The sequence below is a fragment of the Nocardiopsis sp. ATB16-24 genome (genome assembly GCF_030271535.1).
Lineage (GTDB): Bacteria > Actinomycetota > Actinomycetes > Streptosporangiales > Streptosporangiaceae > Nocardiopsis.
The window spans coordinates 1-14,501 of sequence record NZ_JASCXJ010000015.1; the positions used below are offsets into that span (position 1 = coordinate 1).

The following is a 14,501-nucleotide window of genomic DNA, read 5'->3' on the forward strand; positions in this document are numbered from 1 at the left end:
GTGGGGGGTGGGTGGGACCGGGGTGGTGGGGGTGTTCGGGGGGTGTGGGGCCAGGGGTGGGCGTTGTCGATCAGGTGGGTGAAGGCGGCCAGGAGGCGTAGTTCGTCGATGGTGCGGGGGGTGGTGGTGAGCAGGTGGGGTGAGTAGACGATGGTGGCGGTGGGGGCGCCCCGAAGCGCTCCGACGGTCCGGTCGCCGGTGGGGTCGGGGGTGCATGGGGTGGTGCTCCCCCACCGCGGGGTGGGGTGGGTGTGGCCGGTTAGGGTGTCGCGGGCGGGCCTGGCACCGGTGGTGGGCGGATCGTGTCTTCCTTTTTGCGGGGTGGGCCTGTGGTCGATGTGGAAGGGGTCGTTGTGCAGGTCCAGGTGTGGTCGGACGTGGTGTGTCCGTGGTGTTACATCGGTAAGCGCCGTTGGGACAGGGCTGTGAAGGAGTGGTCGGGGGGTGAGGAGGTCGGGGTGCTCTGGCGTGCTTTCCAGCTCGACCCTTCTTTTCCTGTGGGTGAGGGGCGGCCCGTCCTTGAGGCGTTGGCGCACAAGATGGGTGCGACCGTGGAGCAGGCGCGTGCCATGACCGATCAGGTCGCCCGGGTCGCCGCGCGGGAGGGGTTGGAGTACGACTTCGAGGGTGGGGTGATGGTCAACACCTTCGATGTGCACCGTGTGCTGCGGTTGGCTCGGGAGCAGGGGGTGGCCGATCGGGCGCAGGAGGGTTTCATGCGTGCCCAGTTGGTGGAGGCCAGGGACCTGGGTGATGCCGACACGGTGGTGGAGGTGGCCGTGGGGGCGGGGTTGGAGGCCGAGCGGGTGCGCGAGGTGCTGGGGGGTGAGGAGTACGCCGAGCAGGTGCGTCAGGACATCGATCTGGCGCGGCGGTGGGGTGCGACCGGTGTGCCGTTCTTCGTCATCGATGGTTCGGTGGGGTTGTCGGGTGCTCAGCCGGTGGAGGTGATGGTGTCGGCGTTGGACAAGGCCTTCGGCGCGCGGCGGGGGTGACCCCCCGGGGGGGGCGGCGGGTGGGTATCGGCTGTGCACAGACATGGAAAGAGGCGGGTCTGGGCAGTTCCGGTTCGTGTCCGGCCGTGCGACGATGGGCTTTGTGGTCCGCAGGCCAGACGGGGCGTGGGGGTGGGCGTGGGCGCGCTCGGTCACGCCGGATTCCGGGGTGTTGCCATGCCGGTGCAGCAGGTGTCCAACGAGTTGATGCTCTCCTTGGTGCGGGCCGGCCATCTGGCCACTTTCGAGGAGTTGCCCTCGTTGGTCGCCAAGAAGGCCGAGCATGCGGGGCTTTCCCAGGCGCGTATCTACCTGGCCGATCATCAGCAACGGGTGTTGCGTGAGGTGACGGGGGTGGGTGCGGACGCCCATGAGGGTGGTGAGGACCTGGAGGTGGATCGTTCTTTGGCGGGGCAGGCCTATGTGCGGGGGGTGCCTGCCCGGGTGGAGGATGAGCAGCGTTATTGGGTGCCCATTTTGGAGGGTGCCGAGCGTTTGGGTGTGCTGCGTGTGGGGTGGGCGGGGGATCCGGATCGTTCTCCGATGCGTGATCTGGCCGCCATGGTGGCTTTGTTGGTCATCGCCAAGCGTTCCAACAGTGACGCTTATGCCCGGTTGATCAGGGTCAGGCCGATGTCGGTGTCGGCGGAGATGCAGTGGACGCTCATGCCGCCGGGGACGTTCGCCGATTCCCGGGTGACGATCTCGGCGGCGATCGAGCCGGCCTACGACAACGCCGGGGATGCCTTCGACTACGCCTTGGCCGGGGAGGTGGCCCATCTGGCGATGTTCGACGCGATGGGGCATGACACCGCGGCGGGTCTGATCGCGAACCTGGCGGTGGGGGCTTTTCGTAACGAGCGGCGTAAGGGCACTTCTTTGGCCGGTATCTGTCGGGCGGTCGAGGCGACCTTGGTCCAGGAGTTCGTGCACACCCGTTTCGCCACCGCGATCATGGCGGAGTTGAACATGGCCACCGGGCGGTTGGAGTGGATCAACTGTGGGCATCTGCCGCCGGTGCTCATCCGGGGTGGGCGGGTGCGGGACATGGGGTGTGAGCCCTCGCATCCGTTGGGGACGGATCTGGGGTTGCCGGTGACGGTGTGTGGGGAGCAGCTCCAGCCGGGTGATCGGTTGTTGCTGTACACCGACGGGATCGTCGAGGCTCGTGACTCTCAGGGGCGTGAGTTCGGTCTGGAGCGGTTCGTGGATTTCGTCATCCGCCATCAGGGGGACAGTATGCCGGTCCCTGAGACGTTGCGTCGGTTGGTGCACGCTGTTTTGGAGTACCACCATGGGCGGTTGGGGGACGACGCCACCGTGCTTTTTTGTGAGTGGCACGGCTGAGGGAGCGGGTTGGGTGCGCGGCGATCATCTGCGCATCTTGGCCTCGGTGGTGGCGTTGACGGTGCGCTGAGGCGCGGGGGCCGTGGTCGTGGGGTGGACCGCGGGTGGGTCCAGACGTTCGTCCCGGGAGAGCGGTGCTCCTTTCGTGTGATCGCTCGGCCGTGCGGTGGTGAGTCGCGGTGCGTCGGGCTCCTCGGGGCCAAGGTGGCCGGTGGCCCTTTTCCGGGGCATGGGGTGCGCTTGTGGTCGGCCCGCCAGGGTCGGGTGTGGACGTGTTCGGTGCCTGTGCCCGCCGGTGGAAGGGGCGCAGCAGCGTGGGGCGGGGCGGGAAGGATCGCCGTCGCCGGCCCGCGAAGCAGGCGGCGGGGCCATGGTGTGCCCGTGGGGTCGTGGGAGTTGGGGGGCGGGGTGGGTGTCAGGGGCTTTCGTCGTTGTTCTTCTTCTTGGTGGTGGCGCTGCCGAAGGCGATGCCGAAGCACAGGCCCAGGGCGACGCCCATGGGCAGGTTGTCCAGCAGGGTGCCGAAGGCGATGCCCAGTCCAAGGCCCAGGGCCAGACCGACGCCGATGTTGCTGTTGTCCTTCATGTGTCCTTGCCTTTGTGGTGTCGGTGGTCGGACGGCTGTGCGTCCCGTCCGGTTCCATGGGGGCGGTGATCGGGCGACCTGGTCCTGGTGGACGGGTGGGTGTACGCCTCTTCTCCTTGGGGAGGGTGTGGGGGCGGCCGTGTCGATAGGTGGTCGGCCGGGTCGGTGATGTTGAGGACCTGTTCCGGGTGGGTGGTGGTCGTGGCAGGTTATCGGGTGGTGGGGGGTGTGGTCGGGGCGGGAGGGGTGTGTGCGCATCGGCCGTCCGGGGCGCCGGTGGGTGCTCCGGCGCCCTGGGCGGCCGGTGGGTCAGTGGGTGCTGGGTGCGGGGCGGCCGGTGAGGCCGCGTTCGGCCAGGGGTGGTAGGCCCATGCGTGGCCGGGTGTCCTCGTCGAAGTCGTCGAGGAGGTCGTGGAGGGTCTGGGTCAGGTGGTCCAGACTCCGCATGGTGTAGAGCACGGGTTGGTATCCGGATACCTGGTAGGGGCGGGTGGCGATCTCGTGCAGGTTCCAGGGTCGGATGTGGGCTTGGTGCATGCGTAGGAGTTCTCCGTAGGAGGACAGCAGGGCCGCGCCGTAGGCCTTGGTGGTGCCTGATTCGTGGGCCAGGCCGTATTCGAGGGTGTGCCAGTAGATGCGGCTGATCAGGTCCAGGGCGTCGTCGCTGTGCACGCGGCGGGCGGCGCGGCCCACGGTGCGGTACAGGTCGGCGAACAGGGGTGAGGTCAGGTGGGTGCCGTGGCCCAGGACGTCGTGGATGACGTCGGGTTCGGGGGTGTACAGCGGCATGGTGGGGTGGCGTACGTATTGCACGGCGTGGAAGTGGCCGTCGGCCATCGAGCCCAGGAAGCGTTGGTTGGGGACGATTCCGCCGGCCAGGGTGAAGGAGAATCCGGTCAGGGCGGTGAGTTCTTCTCCCACTTCGGTGTGTTGGGGGATGTGGTCGGCGGGGATGGGTGCTTGGTCGCGTGCTTCTTCGACGGTTCGGCATATGCGTCCTTGGTGGGCTTGGAGGAGGGCGCGGTGTACGGTGCGCCAGGTGCGGTGTTCGGTTTCGGTGTAGTCCACGTGGGGTGAGGGGTCGCCGACGCGGTGGTGGCGGGCTTGGTCGGCGAGGTGGTTGCGGCGGCGGACGTAGTGCGGGTCGGCGAAGCCGGGGTGGTCGTGGGCGGCTCCCATGTGTCCTTGTGGTGTGATGGGAGTCTGTGGTGATCGGTCGTTCATGTCTTCATCGTGTGTCATGGGGGCGTTGTGACCTGGGGTGACGCGCCGTGGAGGGTCAGGTGGGGGTGGGTGGACCCCACCTTTTCTACTGGCCGGTAACATTTGGGTATGAGTCTTGACCACCCTGCCGGGGGTTTCCGGTTCGACCGGGACACTCGTGTTGACAAGCGGGCCGACGGCGAGTTCACGGCCACTTTGACCGACGCCTGGACCACCTTCACCTCCCACCCCAACGGGGGGTATGTCCTGGGGGCGGCTTTGAACGCGTTGCGCCAGAACCTGGGGCAGCCCGACCCTTTGGCCGTGTCGGCGTTCTTCTTGCGTCCGGCCGCGGCCGGGCGGGCGCTGGTGCGCACCGAGGTGGTGCGTGAGGGGCGGCGTACCGCGACCGGGCAGGTGGTCCTGGAACAGGGCGGTAAGGAGGTCGTGCGCGCCATCGCCACCTACGGTGATCTGACTCCGGATCGGTCCGCGCGTGTGCTGACCCTGGATGAGCCCCCGAACCTGCCTCCTCCTCAGGACTGTGCCGTTCCCCCGGAGTTCGCCCGCGCCGAGGGGGTGGGGATCGCCGGCAGTGTGGAGTACCGCTACCCCGAGCGGCCGGGGTGGATGGACGGCAGGAAGGACGGCCGTCCGTATGCGGAGTTCTGGATGCGTTTCGCCGATGGTCGTGAGCCCGACACCCATTCCCTGGTCTCGATGGTGGACTTCGCTCCCCCGGCGGTGTTGGAGATCGGTGAGTTCACCACCATCACCGTGGAGTTGAGTGTGCATGTGCGTGCCCGGCCCGCTCCGGGGTGGTCGGCCTGTCGGGTCTTCACCAAGCACGTTCAGGGTGGTCTGCATGAGGAGGACATGGAGATCTGGGATTCCACGGGTGTTCTGGTGGCCCAGTGTCGGCAGTTGGCGATGCTCTTGTGAGGGGACCCGGCGCTTTGGGGTGCGCCGGGTCCTGGGGTGGTGGGGGTTCACATCACCGCGCGAAAGTGCGTGGTCAGGCGGTGGTCGGGTCCCAGCACGTGGAAGGCCACCCCGGGGGGTTGGTCGTGGTGGGGGGTCGGTTCGCCTTCCCAGGGCATGCGCAGGGTCCATCTGACGCCGGGCGCCAGGAGCAGGGGTCGTCCGGCGAAGGTGGTGGCTCCGCCGGTGTGGGCGTGTCCGACCAGGATGCCCACCAGGTGGGGGTGGGCCTGGAGCAGGCCGGCCAGGTCGTCGGCGTTGTCCAACCGCATGGAGTCGGGCAGGGGGTGGTGGATCCGTACCGGTGGGTGGTGCAGGGCCAGCAGGGCCGGGGTGGTGGGGGGAAGGTCGGTCAGTGTCTGGTTGATCCACACCAGTGTGGAGGTGTCCAGGTGGCCGCCGTCCTCGCCGGGGATGGTGGAGTCGCAGGTCAAAACGGCTGCGCTGGCCACCTGGTGGAGGTGGTTGAAGGGTTCCTTGGTGGGGGGAAGGTTCAGCATCGCCTGGCGCATCGCCGCGCGGTCGTCGTGGCTTCCGGGGCAGACCAGTACGGGGAAGGGCAGGTCCAGTAGTCGTGCGGCCTGGCGGTACTGGTCGGTGGTGGCGTGGTCGGCGATGTCGCCGGTGACCAGGAGGGCGTCGGGGGTTCGGGGTAGGTGGCGTAGGTAGTCCACCGTGCGGGTGGCGCGCTCGGTGGCGCGTGTGGTCCCGTCCAGGTGCAGGTCGCTGACGTGGGCGAGGAGAAGCGTCATGGCCGTCCTTGTGCGTCGGGGTGGGGGGCGCGTCCGCCGGTGGCGGTCGGCGCGGATCCACCCGAGGTAGGTGAAGGCTAGGCCGGTGACGGGGGGCCCACCAGGGGCGCGTGTTCTGGTCGTGTGGGGTGGTGCGGCCAGGGACGGTGGGGGTCGGGTCTCCTGCTCTGGGGTCCTTGTTCAGTGTGTGGGGGTGTGTGCGCGCAGGCGGCGTGCGATGCGGCTCTTCCACAGCACGCCGTGGCGGGGGGAGAACAGGTAGGCCAGGGCGAAGGCGGTGGCCTGGGTGAGCACGATCGTTCCGCCGGTGGACACGTTCAGGTGGAAGCTGGTGAAGACCCCGGTCAGGGCCGCGAGCACCGCCACGGCCGAGGAGATCAGGAGCATGCGTTCGAACCGGTCGGTGAGCAGGTAGGCGGTCGCGCCGGGGATGATGACCATGGCCACGACCAGGATGATGCCCACCGCTTGTAGTGCCACCACCACGGTCACCGACAGCAGGCCCAGTAGCAGGGTCTCCAGCAGGCGTGGGTTGATGCCCAGGGCGTGGGCGTGGACGGGGTCGAAGGCGTACAGGGTCAGGTCGCGGTGTTTGTACCAGATCACCAGCAGTACCGCCGCGCCCAGGAGGAGGATCTGCCGGATGTCGGTGTCGGAGACGCCCAGGACGTTGCCGAACAGGATGTGTCCCAGGTCGGTCTGGCTGGGGACGCGGGAGATGAGTACCAGGCCCAGGGCGAACATGGCGGTGAAGACCACGCCGATGACGGCGTCCTCCTTGACGCGGGAGGTGCGGTTGACCACGCCGATCAGGGCGACCGATCCGGCGCCGAAGACCAGTGCTCCGGCGGCGAAGGGCAGTCCGAACATGTAGGACAGCACCACTCCGGGCAGGACGGCGTGGGAGACGGCGTCGCCCATCAGGGACCAGCCGATGAGGGTCATCCAGCAGGAGAGGACGGCGCACACCACTCCGGCGACCACGCTGACCAGCAGGGCGCGTTGGATGAACGCGAAGCTCCAGGGGGTGGTGAACCATTCGGTCGCGCTCGTCAGCGTGTCCATGCTCGGTCCTCCTGGTCGGTGGGGGTGCCGAAGGCCTGCGTGAGGTTGTCGGGGTGTAGGACGTGTGCGGGGTGGCCGTGGGCGATGACGCGGCGTTGCAGGAGGAGGGCTTGGTCGCACAGGGCGGGTACCTGGGCCAGGTCGTGGGTGGACACCAGCAGGGTGTGGCCTTCGGTGCCCAGTTGTCGGAGGAGTTCGATGATGTGGTCTTCGGAGCGTTTGTCGACTCCGGCGAAGGGTTCGTCGAGTAGGAGTACCCGGGCGTTCTGGGCGATGGCGCGGGCGATGAAGGCGCGTTTGCGTTGTCCGCCGGACAGGGCGCCGATCTGGCGGTCGGCCAGGTCGCTCAGGTGGGTGCGTTCCAGGGCGTGGGCGAGGGCCTGGTGGTCGGCGGGGCGGGGTCTGCGGCGTGCCGACATGTGTCCGTAGCGGCCCATCATCACCACGTCGCGTACGCGTACGGGGAAGGCCCAGTCGACCTGTTCGGACTGGGGGACGTAGCCCAGGAGTCCTTTGCGTCGGGCTTGGGTGCTGGTGTGTCCGAGGATGCGTATGCGGCCGTGGTCGGCGGGGACCAGGCCGAGCACGGTTTTGAGCAGGGTGGACTTGCCTGATCCGTTGGTGCCCAGCAGGCCGCAGACGCGGCCTGGGGGTAGGGACAGGCTGACGTTGTCCAGGGCCAGGACGTCACCGTAGCGGACGGTGGTGTCTGTGACCTCGATGGCGGCGTTCATCCGGTTTCCCCTTTGAGTCCGGTGACGATGGCCTCGGCGTCGTGGCGTAGCAGGTCCAGGTAGGTGGGGACGGGGCCGTCTTCTTGGGACAGGGAGTCGACGTAGAGGGTCTGTCCCATGTGCGCGCCGGTTTCGCGGGCCACGGAGCGTTGGGCGCTGTCGTTGACGGTGCTTTCGCAAAAGATGGTGGGGACCTGGTTGTCGCGTACGAATGCGGTGACGGCGGCGGTTTGTTGGGGGGTGCCTTGGGATTCGGCGTTGACCGGCCACAGGTACATCTCGGTCAGGTCGGCGTCGCGTGCCAGGTAGGAGAAGGCGCCTTCGCAGGTGACCAGGGCTCGGGCGTTGTCGGGGAGTTCGGCCAGTTCGGTGCGCAGGTAGTCGCCGACTTCGCTGATCTGGTCCTTGTAGGTCTGGGCGGCCTCGGCGTAGGTGCTTTGGCCTGCGGGGTCGAGTTCGGTGAGGGCGTGGCGGATGTTGTCGACGTAGATGTGGGCGTTGTCGGGGGACATCCAGGCGTGTGGGTTGGGTCGGCCCTGGTGTTGGCCGGAGGAGATGGGGATGGTCTGGACGCCGTCGCTGAGTTGGGCGGTGGGGGCTTGGACCTGTGCGGTGAATTGGTCGAACCAGGCTTCCAGGCCCAGTCCGTTCTCCAGGATCAGGTCGGCGTTTTGGCCGCGGACGAGGTCGTCGGGGGTGGGTTCGTAGCCGTGGATCTCGGCGCCGGGGCGGGTGAGGGAGACGACGTGGACGCGGCCGTCCGCGACGTTGCGGGTCATGTCGGCGAGCACGGTGAAGGTGGTCAGTACCAGGGGTCGGTCGTCGTCGCGGGTCTGGTCGGTGGGGGCGGTGCAGGCGCTCAGGGTCAGTGTCAGGGCCGCCAGGGTGGTGAGGCCTGGCGACCATCGGCGTGTGAGGGCCCCATCTTTAAAGTTCGCCACGCCTAACTTTTACCACAATCCCGCCGAACTCACTCTTTTTCGTGGGTGCCGATAGGGGCCGTGCGCTCAGGTGGCGCACTACCCCTGCCCGGGGGGTCGACACCCTCAGGGCGGGCCCGCTCCCCCGGTGTTCCACCGTGCGCTGGTGCCGGCCTCGGCCGCTTTCCTCCTCCCCCCTTTTTCCGGGCCCTTCGGTGCGGGCTCGAGGTGCTTGTGTGAGGGGGTCGGGCGGCGAGAGTGGGGCGCGGTGGCGCGCCGAGGGGTTACTCTCAAGGAGTCCCCTGGTGGTAGGAGGTTTGCGGTGTCCCACACCTGGACCGCGATCGACTTCGAGACGGCCAACCACGATCGTGGCAGTGCGTGCGCGGTCGGGTTGGTGCGGGTGCGTGAGGGGCGGATCGTGGACCGCTACACCACCTTGATCCGCCCGCCGGAGCGGGTGGGTTTCTTCTCCCCTTATAACACCGCGGTGCACGGCATCACCGCCGCCGACGTGGTCGACGCCCCCGGTTGGGAGCAGGTGCACGCGCGCATCGTGGAGTTCGCCGACGGTGATCCCCTGGTGGCGCACAACGCCGCCTTCGACATGGGGGTGTTGCGTCATACCTGTGGGCACACGGGGCTGTCCCATCCGGCTTGGCGGTATGCGTGCACGTTGGCGTTGTCACGGCGGACCTGGGACGGTCTGCCCGATCACCGGTTGCCGACGGTGTGCGCCCACATCGGTCATCGGATGAGGAACCACCACAGGGCCGATGAGGACGCCGAGGCCGCCGCGCGCATCATGATCGCGGCCATGGAGCGGTACGGCACCGCCTCGTTGGAGGAGTTGTCCCGCGCCGCCCGGTTGCGGCTGCATCAGGTGGAGGCCGCCGCCCCCGCGCCGGGTGTGCGGCAGGTGGGTGCGCAGGTGCGGGACGGGGACCGGTGGGGCAGGTGGCAGCGGCAGGTGGGTGCGCAGGTGCGGGACGGGGACCGGTGGGGCAGGTGGCAGCGGCAGGCGCAGGCGGCGCTGCCTCGGGCTTGTGCCGACGCCGACCCCGCGGGGCCGTTGTTCGGGCGTACCGTGTGCGTCTCGGGTGATCTTGAGTCCATGGACAAACCCGAGGTGTGGCGGCGTGTGGCCCAGGCGGGCGGGCATCCGGCCAAGAACGTCACGAAGAAGACCGATGTGCTCGTCATCGGGGGCCATGACGGTGTGGGCAAGACCGCCAAACACCTGCGTGCTCAGACCTACCGTGAGCGTGGCCAGCGCATCGACCTGATCAGCGAGGCCGAACTGCTCGCCCTGTTGGGGATGACCGAGGGTTCTTGAGAAGCAGGCCCCGCCCCGGTGGGCCGGGGCGGGGCCTTGACGCCCTCACGATCAGAGTTGTTCCTGCGGTGACTTGGGGAAACGCAGGATGGCGCCGCTGTCACCGCTGGTGTGGCCGTGTTCGAGGATTTCGCTGAACTCGGCGTCGGAGGCCATCGCCGAGCGCAGCATCAGTGCGCTGGCGGGGGCCTGGAAGGCGGCGTCGGGGTCGTCCAGGGCGTTGGGGCCCTTGGCCACCAGGATCGGTTCGTGGGGAGAGCCCCACAGTCGGGGTTCGTCGTCGCGGTCGGCGCCCAACAGCAGCGTTCTGACCCTCCCTTCCGAGAGCATGGGCAGTGTCGGTTCGGTTCCGCGGACGGCCTGGTCGTTGGCGAGTTTTTGTTGGTAGTCGGCGATGATGTCGTCGTGGCCTTCGACGACGAAGTCGCGTAGCGCCTCGGCCGCGGCCTGGTGCAGGCGTTCCTCGGCGTCGGGGCCGCCTCTTCCTCCCGGGACCAGGTGGATGGGGATGTTGAGTCTGCGTTCTGCGATGTTGTCGCGTAGGTAGGCGATGGCCTCCTCGTCACCGCCCACGAAGATCACCTGGGCGTTGACCTGGGCGACGGCGTCGCGTACGTGTTGGGCGATCCTGCTGGCGTTCTCGCGCCAGGTCTCGTTGGCGAAGTTCTGTCCGTCGAAGCGGCCGTTGTAGCCGCTCAGGACGCCGGGGCCGCCGCGTCCCATGGTGTCGATGTTGCGCAGGTCGGCGCCGGTGAACTCCTGTTCGGAGGCCGGTTCGGTGGTGGGCCGGGCGGTGTAGGCCGACACCTTGGCGTTGACCCGGTCCAGTGCCACCAGCACGTAGGGCAGTTGACGGCCTCGGTCCACGACCAGGGGAAGCGGGTCGGGGATGGGCATCAGCAGGGCGCGGTCCTGCGCGGGTGGTTCGGACAGGGTGTAGGAGCCCAACAGTCGCCCTTGGGAGGCGAACAGGGAGTGGCCGTGGTCGCCGAACGCTCGTGAGGTGCCTTCCTTGACCGCTTCCTCCAGGACGTCCAGGGTGGCCTTGTCGGTGCCCAGGGCCGACAGTTCGCTTTGCAGGTGGCGCCAACGCAGTTCCAGTTCCTTGTCGGCGTCGGTCCTGTCGCGACCGGTGTCCAGGTGGACCGAGGCCACCGGGGCATCGCTTTCGTACAAAGGTCGCAGGAAACCCAGGTCCATGTGTCCGCGAGGCGTGTGTCCCCGCCCCGCTCACCTCCTTCGTGGGGTTCGCTGTGCGGGCCATCCTCGGGTCCATGCTGCTCACGCCGGGTGCGCCACGTCGACCCGGACGGGCTGCCTTGCCCAAGGATTTCCCGGTCTTGTACGTGCCCCCTACCCGGTGGGCCCTCGGGCATGGGTGCGGGTGCGGTGGGTGTGGGAAAAAAGGGGGGCTGACGGTATCGGGGCGAAAACGGTCGGGAAGGAGGCCTTTGGGCTGGTGGGTCGTAGGAGGCGGGTGCCGATCGTCCATCAGGGCCGCAATCTTGCTCGGGAGGAGTTCGTCAGGGAGGTGGACGGGCGGGTGTCGGCGCGGATCGAGGAGTTGTCCGCCCAGGAGCCGCGTGGTGTCCTGGGCGTCACCGTCGCTGTTTCCCCCGACCGTGAGCAGGGGGTGAGGTCGACTACCACCGGGCGGCGGCGACGTCGGCGCGAGATGTCGAGGGGATGGAGGTGTTAAAGGTGCCGGCCGGTACCTGGGTGGTCTTTCCCAAGGTGGTGGCGGATGTGGGCCGACGCCTTCGGCCAGTGGTTCCCCTCGCATCCGACCTACCGGTCGGTGAAGGGGCCGGAGATGTTGCGGGTGGTCCCGGGGCAGGGCGGTGCCACGGTCCAGGCCGAGTCGTGGTTGCCGGTGGAGCGGGTGTGAGCTCGCCGCGGTGGGTGTGTCCCTGGAGCGGGGCGTCTTTTCCTAGGTGTGGTTGTGGTCCAGGAAACGGCGCAGGGCCTCGTTGAAGCGTTCGGGGCGTTCCAGGTTGGGCAGGTGTCCGGCTCCTTCGATGATCTGCACGAGGGAGTCGGGCACCAGCACGTGCATGGATTCGGTGAGGCGGGGTGGGGTGAAGGTGTCGTGTCGGCCCGCCACCAGCAGGGTCGGTGCCGCGATGCGGCGCAGCAGGGGCAGGTAGTCCTGGCGTTGGGCGCGGCCCAGCAGGGCGGAGGCCGCGCCTTGGGGCGGGGCGGCGTACATCATGGCGCGTACGTGGTCGGCGACCTCGGGCAGGTCGCGGACGTTGTCGGCGGTCATCATGCCGATGAGGGTTTCGTCGGTGTAGCCGCGCATGCCTTCTGAGCGTAGGCGGTGGGCCAGTGCGGCGCGGTCGGTCCTGCCCTGGTCGGTTTCGGGGCGGGGGTCGGTGGCGGCCAGGGTCAGTGAGTCGATCCGGTCGGAGAAGAGGCGGTACAGCTCCAGACAGATCTGGCCGCCCATGGACAGGCCCACCGCGCTGACCATGTCCAGGTCCAGGTGGTCCAGGAGTGCGGCCAGGTCACGGGCGAAGGTGTCCAAGGTGGTGGTGCCGGGCACGACGGTGCTGCGCCCGTATCCGCGCAGGTCGGGTGCGATCACGCGGTATCCGTGTTGGGTCAGCGCCTTGACCTGGGGGTCCCACATGGTGCGGTCGAAGGGGTGACCGTGGACGAGCAGGACGGGGTGTCCGGCTCCGCGGTCGGTGTAGGTGACGCTGATCCCGCGCACGGAGGCGATGTTCGTGCCGTTGGTGTTCGCGGTGTTCTTCGTCTGGTGTGCCACAGCACACGATGTTATTGCGCGGCGCCGTGGCTGTCCTCACCGGAGGGGCCTTTGTGGGGTGTGGATGTGGCTTTTGTGCTCGCGGTGTTTTTGGGGTTGGTGTCTGTTGCTGATGGTGGGCGTGGGGTGCGCCGTGGAGGGCTGGGGGTCGGGTTCGGTGCGGTGGGCGGGGCTCATCGTCGGGTGGGGGGCGTTGGGGTGTTGGGGGTCAGGCCGAGGATGAGGGCGGCGACCAGGTAGGGGGCGGCGAGCAGGGCGAAGGCCGGGCCGTGGCCGCCCAGGGCGAACGCACCGGCGTAGAGGAGGTAGGCCAGGGTGTGGGAGGCGTCGGTGCCCAGTGCCGCCAGTGAGGTGACGGTGGCCCGGCTGGGTCCGGTGATGCGGTGCTGTAGGCGGGCGTCGGCGACCACGCTCGCGGCCTGGCACACGGCCAGGCCCGCGCCCAGCAGTGCCCATCCCACCGGGTCGGCGCGCAGGGCGCCGACGGCGATGGCGGGTGCGGCCAGGCCCAGTAGGACGGCGAAGGCGCGGGTGGGCATGCGGGCGACGGTTCCGGCGAGCAGACCGCCGAAGGTGATGAACAGCCATATCACCAGTACCACCAGGGGGACGGTGGTGGTGGGCACGCCCGCGTGGGAGGCCAGGAGGGGGACGTACTCCTCCAGCAGCTCCCAAAAGCAGTTCACCACGATCACCAGCACGATGGCGCCGCGGACCCGGTGGCTGGTGCGGGCCTCGGCCAGGCCTTCCCGCAGTGCTCTCAGGTAGCCGGAGGGGGTCGGGGGGTCGGTGGTGGTGCTCGTGGGGGTGCGATGTTCGGGCAGGGCCAGGGCGCACAGGGCGCACAGCAGGCATGCGGCGACGCTGCCGGCGCCGATGGCCGGGTAGCCGCCGTGGGCCATGACGGGCACGGCCAGGAGGGTGGCGGCTCCCACGGCGGCCACGTTCAGGGCGCGGGTCACGCCCATGGTCGGGGCGTAGCGGTCGGTGGCGTGGTGGTGGGCGAGTTCGGTGTAGACCAGGGCTTCCAGGGAGCCTGAGGCCAGCGCGCCGCCCGCGCCCCACAGGACGAAGCCCAGTGCGAAGGTGGGGTATGCGGGCCACAGCAGCCACAGGGAGAAGGCGGTGGCGGCCAGCAGGGGGGCCAGGGCCAGTAGGTGGCGGCGGGGCACCACGTCGGCCCATGCTCCGGCGGGCAGGGAGGCAAGGAGTGAGGACAGGGACCAGAGCAGGAACAGGGAGCTGATCTGGGTGAGGGACAGGCCGGTGTCTTGGAACAGGAGTGCGTACAGCGGGTAGAGCAGGACGAATTCGCTCAGGGCCGCGTAGGCGTACAGGGGTGCGGTCAGGCGGAGTGGGTGCGTACCGCGGGTGGGTGTGGGCGGGGTGTTCATGCGGGTCCTTGGGCCGAGCGGGAAGGGGCACCGGGTGTGGGTGTGGTGCCTGGTGGTGCTCGGGCCCGGGACCGGGCGGGGACCTAATGTCGCTGGGTCATGCTTCCAGGGTAGGTCAGGGGCGGGGTGGGGCCAAGGGGTCTGGTGGGTGGGGTGTGCCCGGTGCGGTGGGGCGCGGGTGGTCGGGGTGGGCCGGTCGCCTTGGGGTGGGGTGTGCCTTTTGGGTGTGGGGCCGGGGAGGGGCGAGGTTCGCAACGCCTGTGTTCTGGGCTGTTTCGTTGTGTGATCGGGTGTGGGGTCGCTGTCCCCGGGCGGGCCGCGTCTGATGGTTTTTCAGACTTCTCGGCGTGTTGCGGGCCTGACCTGCCTCATAACCGTCTGTCACCTGATAGTCACCCATATGGGGACAACGTTCACC

Annotated in this window: 15 protein-coding genes; 5 read left to right on the forward strand and 10 right to left on the reverse strand. The window is 68.7% G+C overall.

Annotated elements, in window-relative coordinates; translation table 11 throughout:
* Window positions 1-353: 353 nt before the first annotated feature.
* Together PFX91_RS16305 and PFX91_RS16310 are read left to right on the forward strand one after the other, a co-directional pair.
* Window positions 354-995 (forward strand): DsbA family oxidoreductase, encoded by a 642-nt coding sequence (locus tag PFX91_RS16305; RefSeq protein WP_285732792.1) that lies wholly within the window; start codon window positions 354-356, stop codon window positions 993-995.
* Window positions 996-1,172: 177 nt separating this feature from the next.
* On the forward strand, window positions 1,173-2,342 hold the full coding sequence (locus PFX91_RS16310; RefSeq protein WP_285732794.1) for a PP2C family protein-serine/threonine phosphatase: 1,170 nt from the start codon (window positions 1,173-1,175) through the stop codon (window positions 2,340-2,342).
* Window positions 2,343-2,366: 24 nt separating this feature from the next.
* On the opposite strand, the gene PFX91_RS16315 is transcribed toward PFX91_RS16310, so the two are convergent.
* The 3 genes from PFX91_RS16315 to PFX91_RS16325 all read right to left on the reverse strand — a co-directional run bounded on the left by PFX91_RS16315 (window position 2,367) and on the right by PFX91_RS16325 (window position 4,107).
* Complete coding sequence (locus PFX91_RS16315) at window positions 2,367-2,573, reverse strand: hypothetical protein (protein ID WP_285732795.1); 207 nt, start codon at window positions 2,571-2,573, stop codon at window positions 2,367-2,369.
* Window positions 2,574-2,757: 184 nt separating this feature from the next.
* Entirely contained in the window at window positions 2,758-2,928 is a 171-nt protein-coding gene (locus PFX91_RS16320) for a glycine zipper domain-containing protein (RefSeq protein ID WP_285732797.1), read from the reverse strand.
* A gap of 309 nt (window positions 2,929-3,237) precedes the next feature.
* On the reverse strand, window positions 3,238-4,107 hold the full coding sequence (locus tag PFX91_RS16325; protein WP_285732799.1) for a phenylalanine 4-monooxygenase: 870 nt from the start codon (window positions 4,105-4,107) through the stop codon (window positions 3,238-3,240).
* Window positions 4,108-4,260: 153 nt separating this feature from the next.
* On the opposite strand from PFX91_RS16325, the gene PFX91_RS16330 reads away from it, so the two are divergent.
* Entirely contained in the window at window positions 4,261-5,073 is an 813-nt protein-coding gene (locus PFX91_RS16330; protein WP_285732801.1) for a thioesterase family protein, read from the forward strand.
* Window positions 5,074-5,120: 47 nt separating this feature from the next.
* Here the strand turns inward: PFX91_RS16330 and PFX91_RS16335 are convergent, their stop codons facing one another.
* From PFX91_RS16335 to PFX91_RS16350, 4 genes are all read right to left on the reverse strand, one after another.
* Window positions 5,121-5,864 (reverse strand): metallophosphoesterase, encoded by a 744-nt coding sequence (locus PFX91_RS16335; protein WP_285732802.1) that lies wholly within the window; start codon window positions 5,862-5,864, stop codon window positions 5,121-5,123.
* Between the two features lie 180 nt (window positions 5,865-6,044).
* Window positions 6,045-6,929 (reverse strand): metal ABC transporter permease, encoded by an 885-nt coding sequence (locus PFX91_RS16340; protein WP_285732804.1) that lies wholly within the window; start codon window positions 6,927-6,929, stop codon window positions 6,045-6,047.
* The gene (locus tag PFX91_RS16345) at window positions 6,917-7,663 is read right to left on the reverse strand and encodes a metal ABC transporter ATP-binding protein (protein WP_285732807.1); all 747 of its coding nucleotides are present in this window, start codon (window positions 7,661-7,663) and stop codon (window positions 6,917-6,919) included. Before PFX91_RS16345 ends, PFX91_RS16340 begins: the two co-directional genes overlap by 13 nt.
* A complete protein-coding gene (locus PFX91_RS16350; RefSeq protein WP_285732809.1) occupies window positions 7,660-8,604 on the reverse strand; it encodes a metal ABC transporter substrate-binding protein in 945 nt (314 codons plus the stop codon). Before PFX91_RS16350 ends, PFX91_RS16345 begins: the two co-directional genes overlap by 4 nt.
* Before the next feature lie 301 nt (window positions 8,605-8,905).
* Here PFX91_RS16350 and PFX91_RS16355 point away from each other — a divergent pair, with 301 nt between their 5' ends.
* Window positions 8,906-9,919, forward strand: coding sequence for an exonuclease domain-containing protein (locus tag PFX91_RS16355; protein WP_285732811.1), 1,014 nt, complete (start codon window positions 8,906-8,908; stop codon window positions 9,917-9,919).
* Between the two features lie 51 nt (window positions 9,920-9,970).
* Here PFX91_RS16355 and PFX91_RS16360 read toward each other — a convergent pair whose 3' ends face one another.
* Entirely contained in the window at window positions 9,971-11,119 is a 1,149-nt protein-coding gene (locus tag PFX91_RS16360) for a baeRF2 domain-containing protein (protein WP_285732813.1), read from the reverse strand.
* Between the two features lie 544 nt (window positions 11,120-11,663).
* Between PFX91_RS16360 and PFX91_RS16365 the strand changes: the two genes are divergently transcribed.
* Complete coding sequence (locus PFX91_RS16365) at window positions 11,664-11,807, forward strand: hypothetical protein (RefSeq protein ID WP_285732815.1); 144 nt, start codon at window positions 11,664-11,666, stop codon at window positions 11,805-11,807.
* 42 nt (window positions 11,808-11,849) lie between these two features.
* Here the strand turns inward: PFX91_RS16365 and PFX91_RS16370 are convergent, their stop codons facing one another.
* Window positions 11,850-12,689: an alpha/beta fold hydrolase gene (locus PFX91_RS16370; RefSeq protein WP_285732817.1), complete on the reverse strand. Its 840-nt coding sequence runs from the start codon at window positions 12,687-12,689 to the stop codon at window positions 11,850-11,852.
* Between the two features lie 173 nt (window positions 12,690-12,862).
* Window positions 12,863-14,083 carry an MFS transporter gene (locus PFX91_RS16375; protein WP_285732819.1) on the reverse strand — a complete coding sequence of 407 codons (1,221 nt, stop codon included), beginning with the start codon at window positions 14,081-14,083 and terminating at the stop codon, window positions 12,863-12,865.
* Window positions 14,084-14,501 lie beyond the last annotated feature (418 nt).

What these genes read in the sequence shown, in the direction of transcription:
- PFX91_RS16335 (WP_285732802.1), bottom strand. Translation starts at nt 5,864, where the DNA reads ATGACGCTTCTCCTCGCCCACGTCAGCGACCTGCACCTGGACGGGACC.
- PFX91_RS16345 (WP_285732807.1), bottom strand. Translation starts at nt 7,663, where the DNA reads ATGAACGCCGCCATCGAGGTCACAGACACCACCGTCCGCTACGGTGAC.
- PFX91_RS16375 (WP_285732819.1), bottom strand. Translation starts at nt 14,083, where the DNA reads ATGAACACCCCGCCCACACCCACCCGCGGTACGCACCCACTCCGCCTG.
- PFX91_RS16360 (WP_285732813.1), bottom strand. Translation starts at nt 11,119, where the DNA reads ATGGACCTGGGTTTCCTGCGACCTTTGTACGAAAGCGATGCCCCGGTG.
- PFX91_RS16325 (WP_285732799.1), bottom strand. Translation starts at nt 4,107, where the DNA reads ATGGGAGCCGCCCACGACCACCCCGGCTTCGCCGACCCGCACTACGTC.
- PFX91_RS16310 (WP_285732794.1), top strand. Translation starts at nt 1,173, where the DNA reads ATGCCGGTGCAGCAGGTGTCCAACGAGTTGATGCTCTCCTTGGTGCGG.
- PFX91_RS16320 (WP_285732797.1), bottom strand. Translation starts at nt 2,928, where the DNA reads ATGAAGGACAACAGCAACATCGGCGTCGGTCTGGCCCTGGGCCTTGGA.
- PFX91_RS16365 (WP_285732815.1), top strand. Translation starts at nt 11,664, where the DNA reads ATGTGGGCCGACGCCTTCGGCCAGTGGTTCCCCTCGCATCCGACCTAC.
- PFX91_RS16330 (WP_285732801.1), top strand. Translation starts at nt 4,261, where the DNA reads ATGAGTCTTGACCACCCTGCCGGGGGTTTCCGGTTCGACCGGGACACT.
- PFX91_RS16340 (WP_285732804.1), bottom strand. Translation starts at nt 6,929, where the DNA reads ATGGACACGCTGACGAGCGCGACCGAATGGTTCACCACCCCCTGGAGC.
- PFX91_RS16315 (WP_285732795.1), bottom strand. Translation starts at nt 2,573, where the DNA reads ATGCCCCGGAAAAGGGCCACCGGCCACCTTGGCCCCGAGGAGCCCGAC.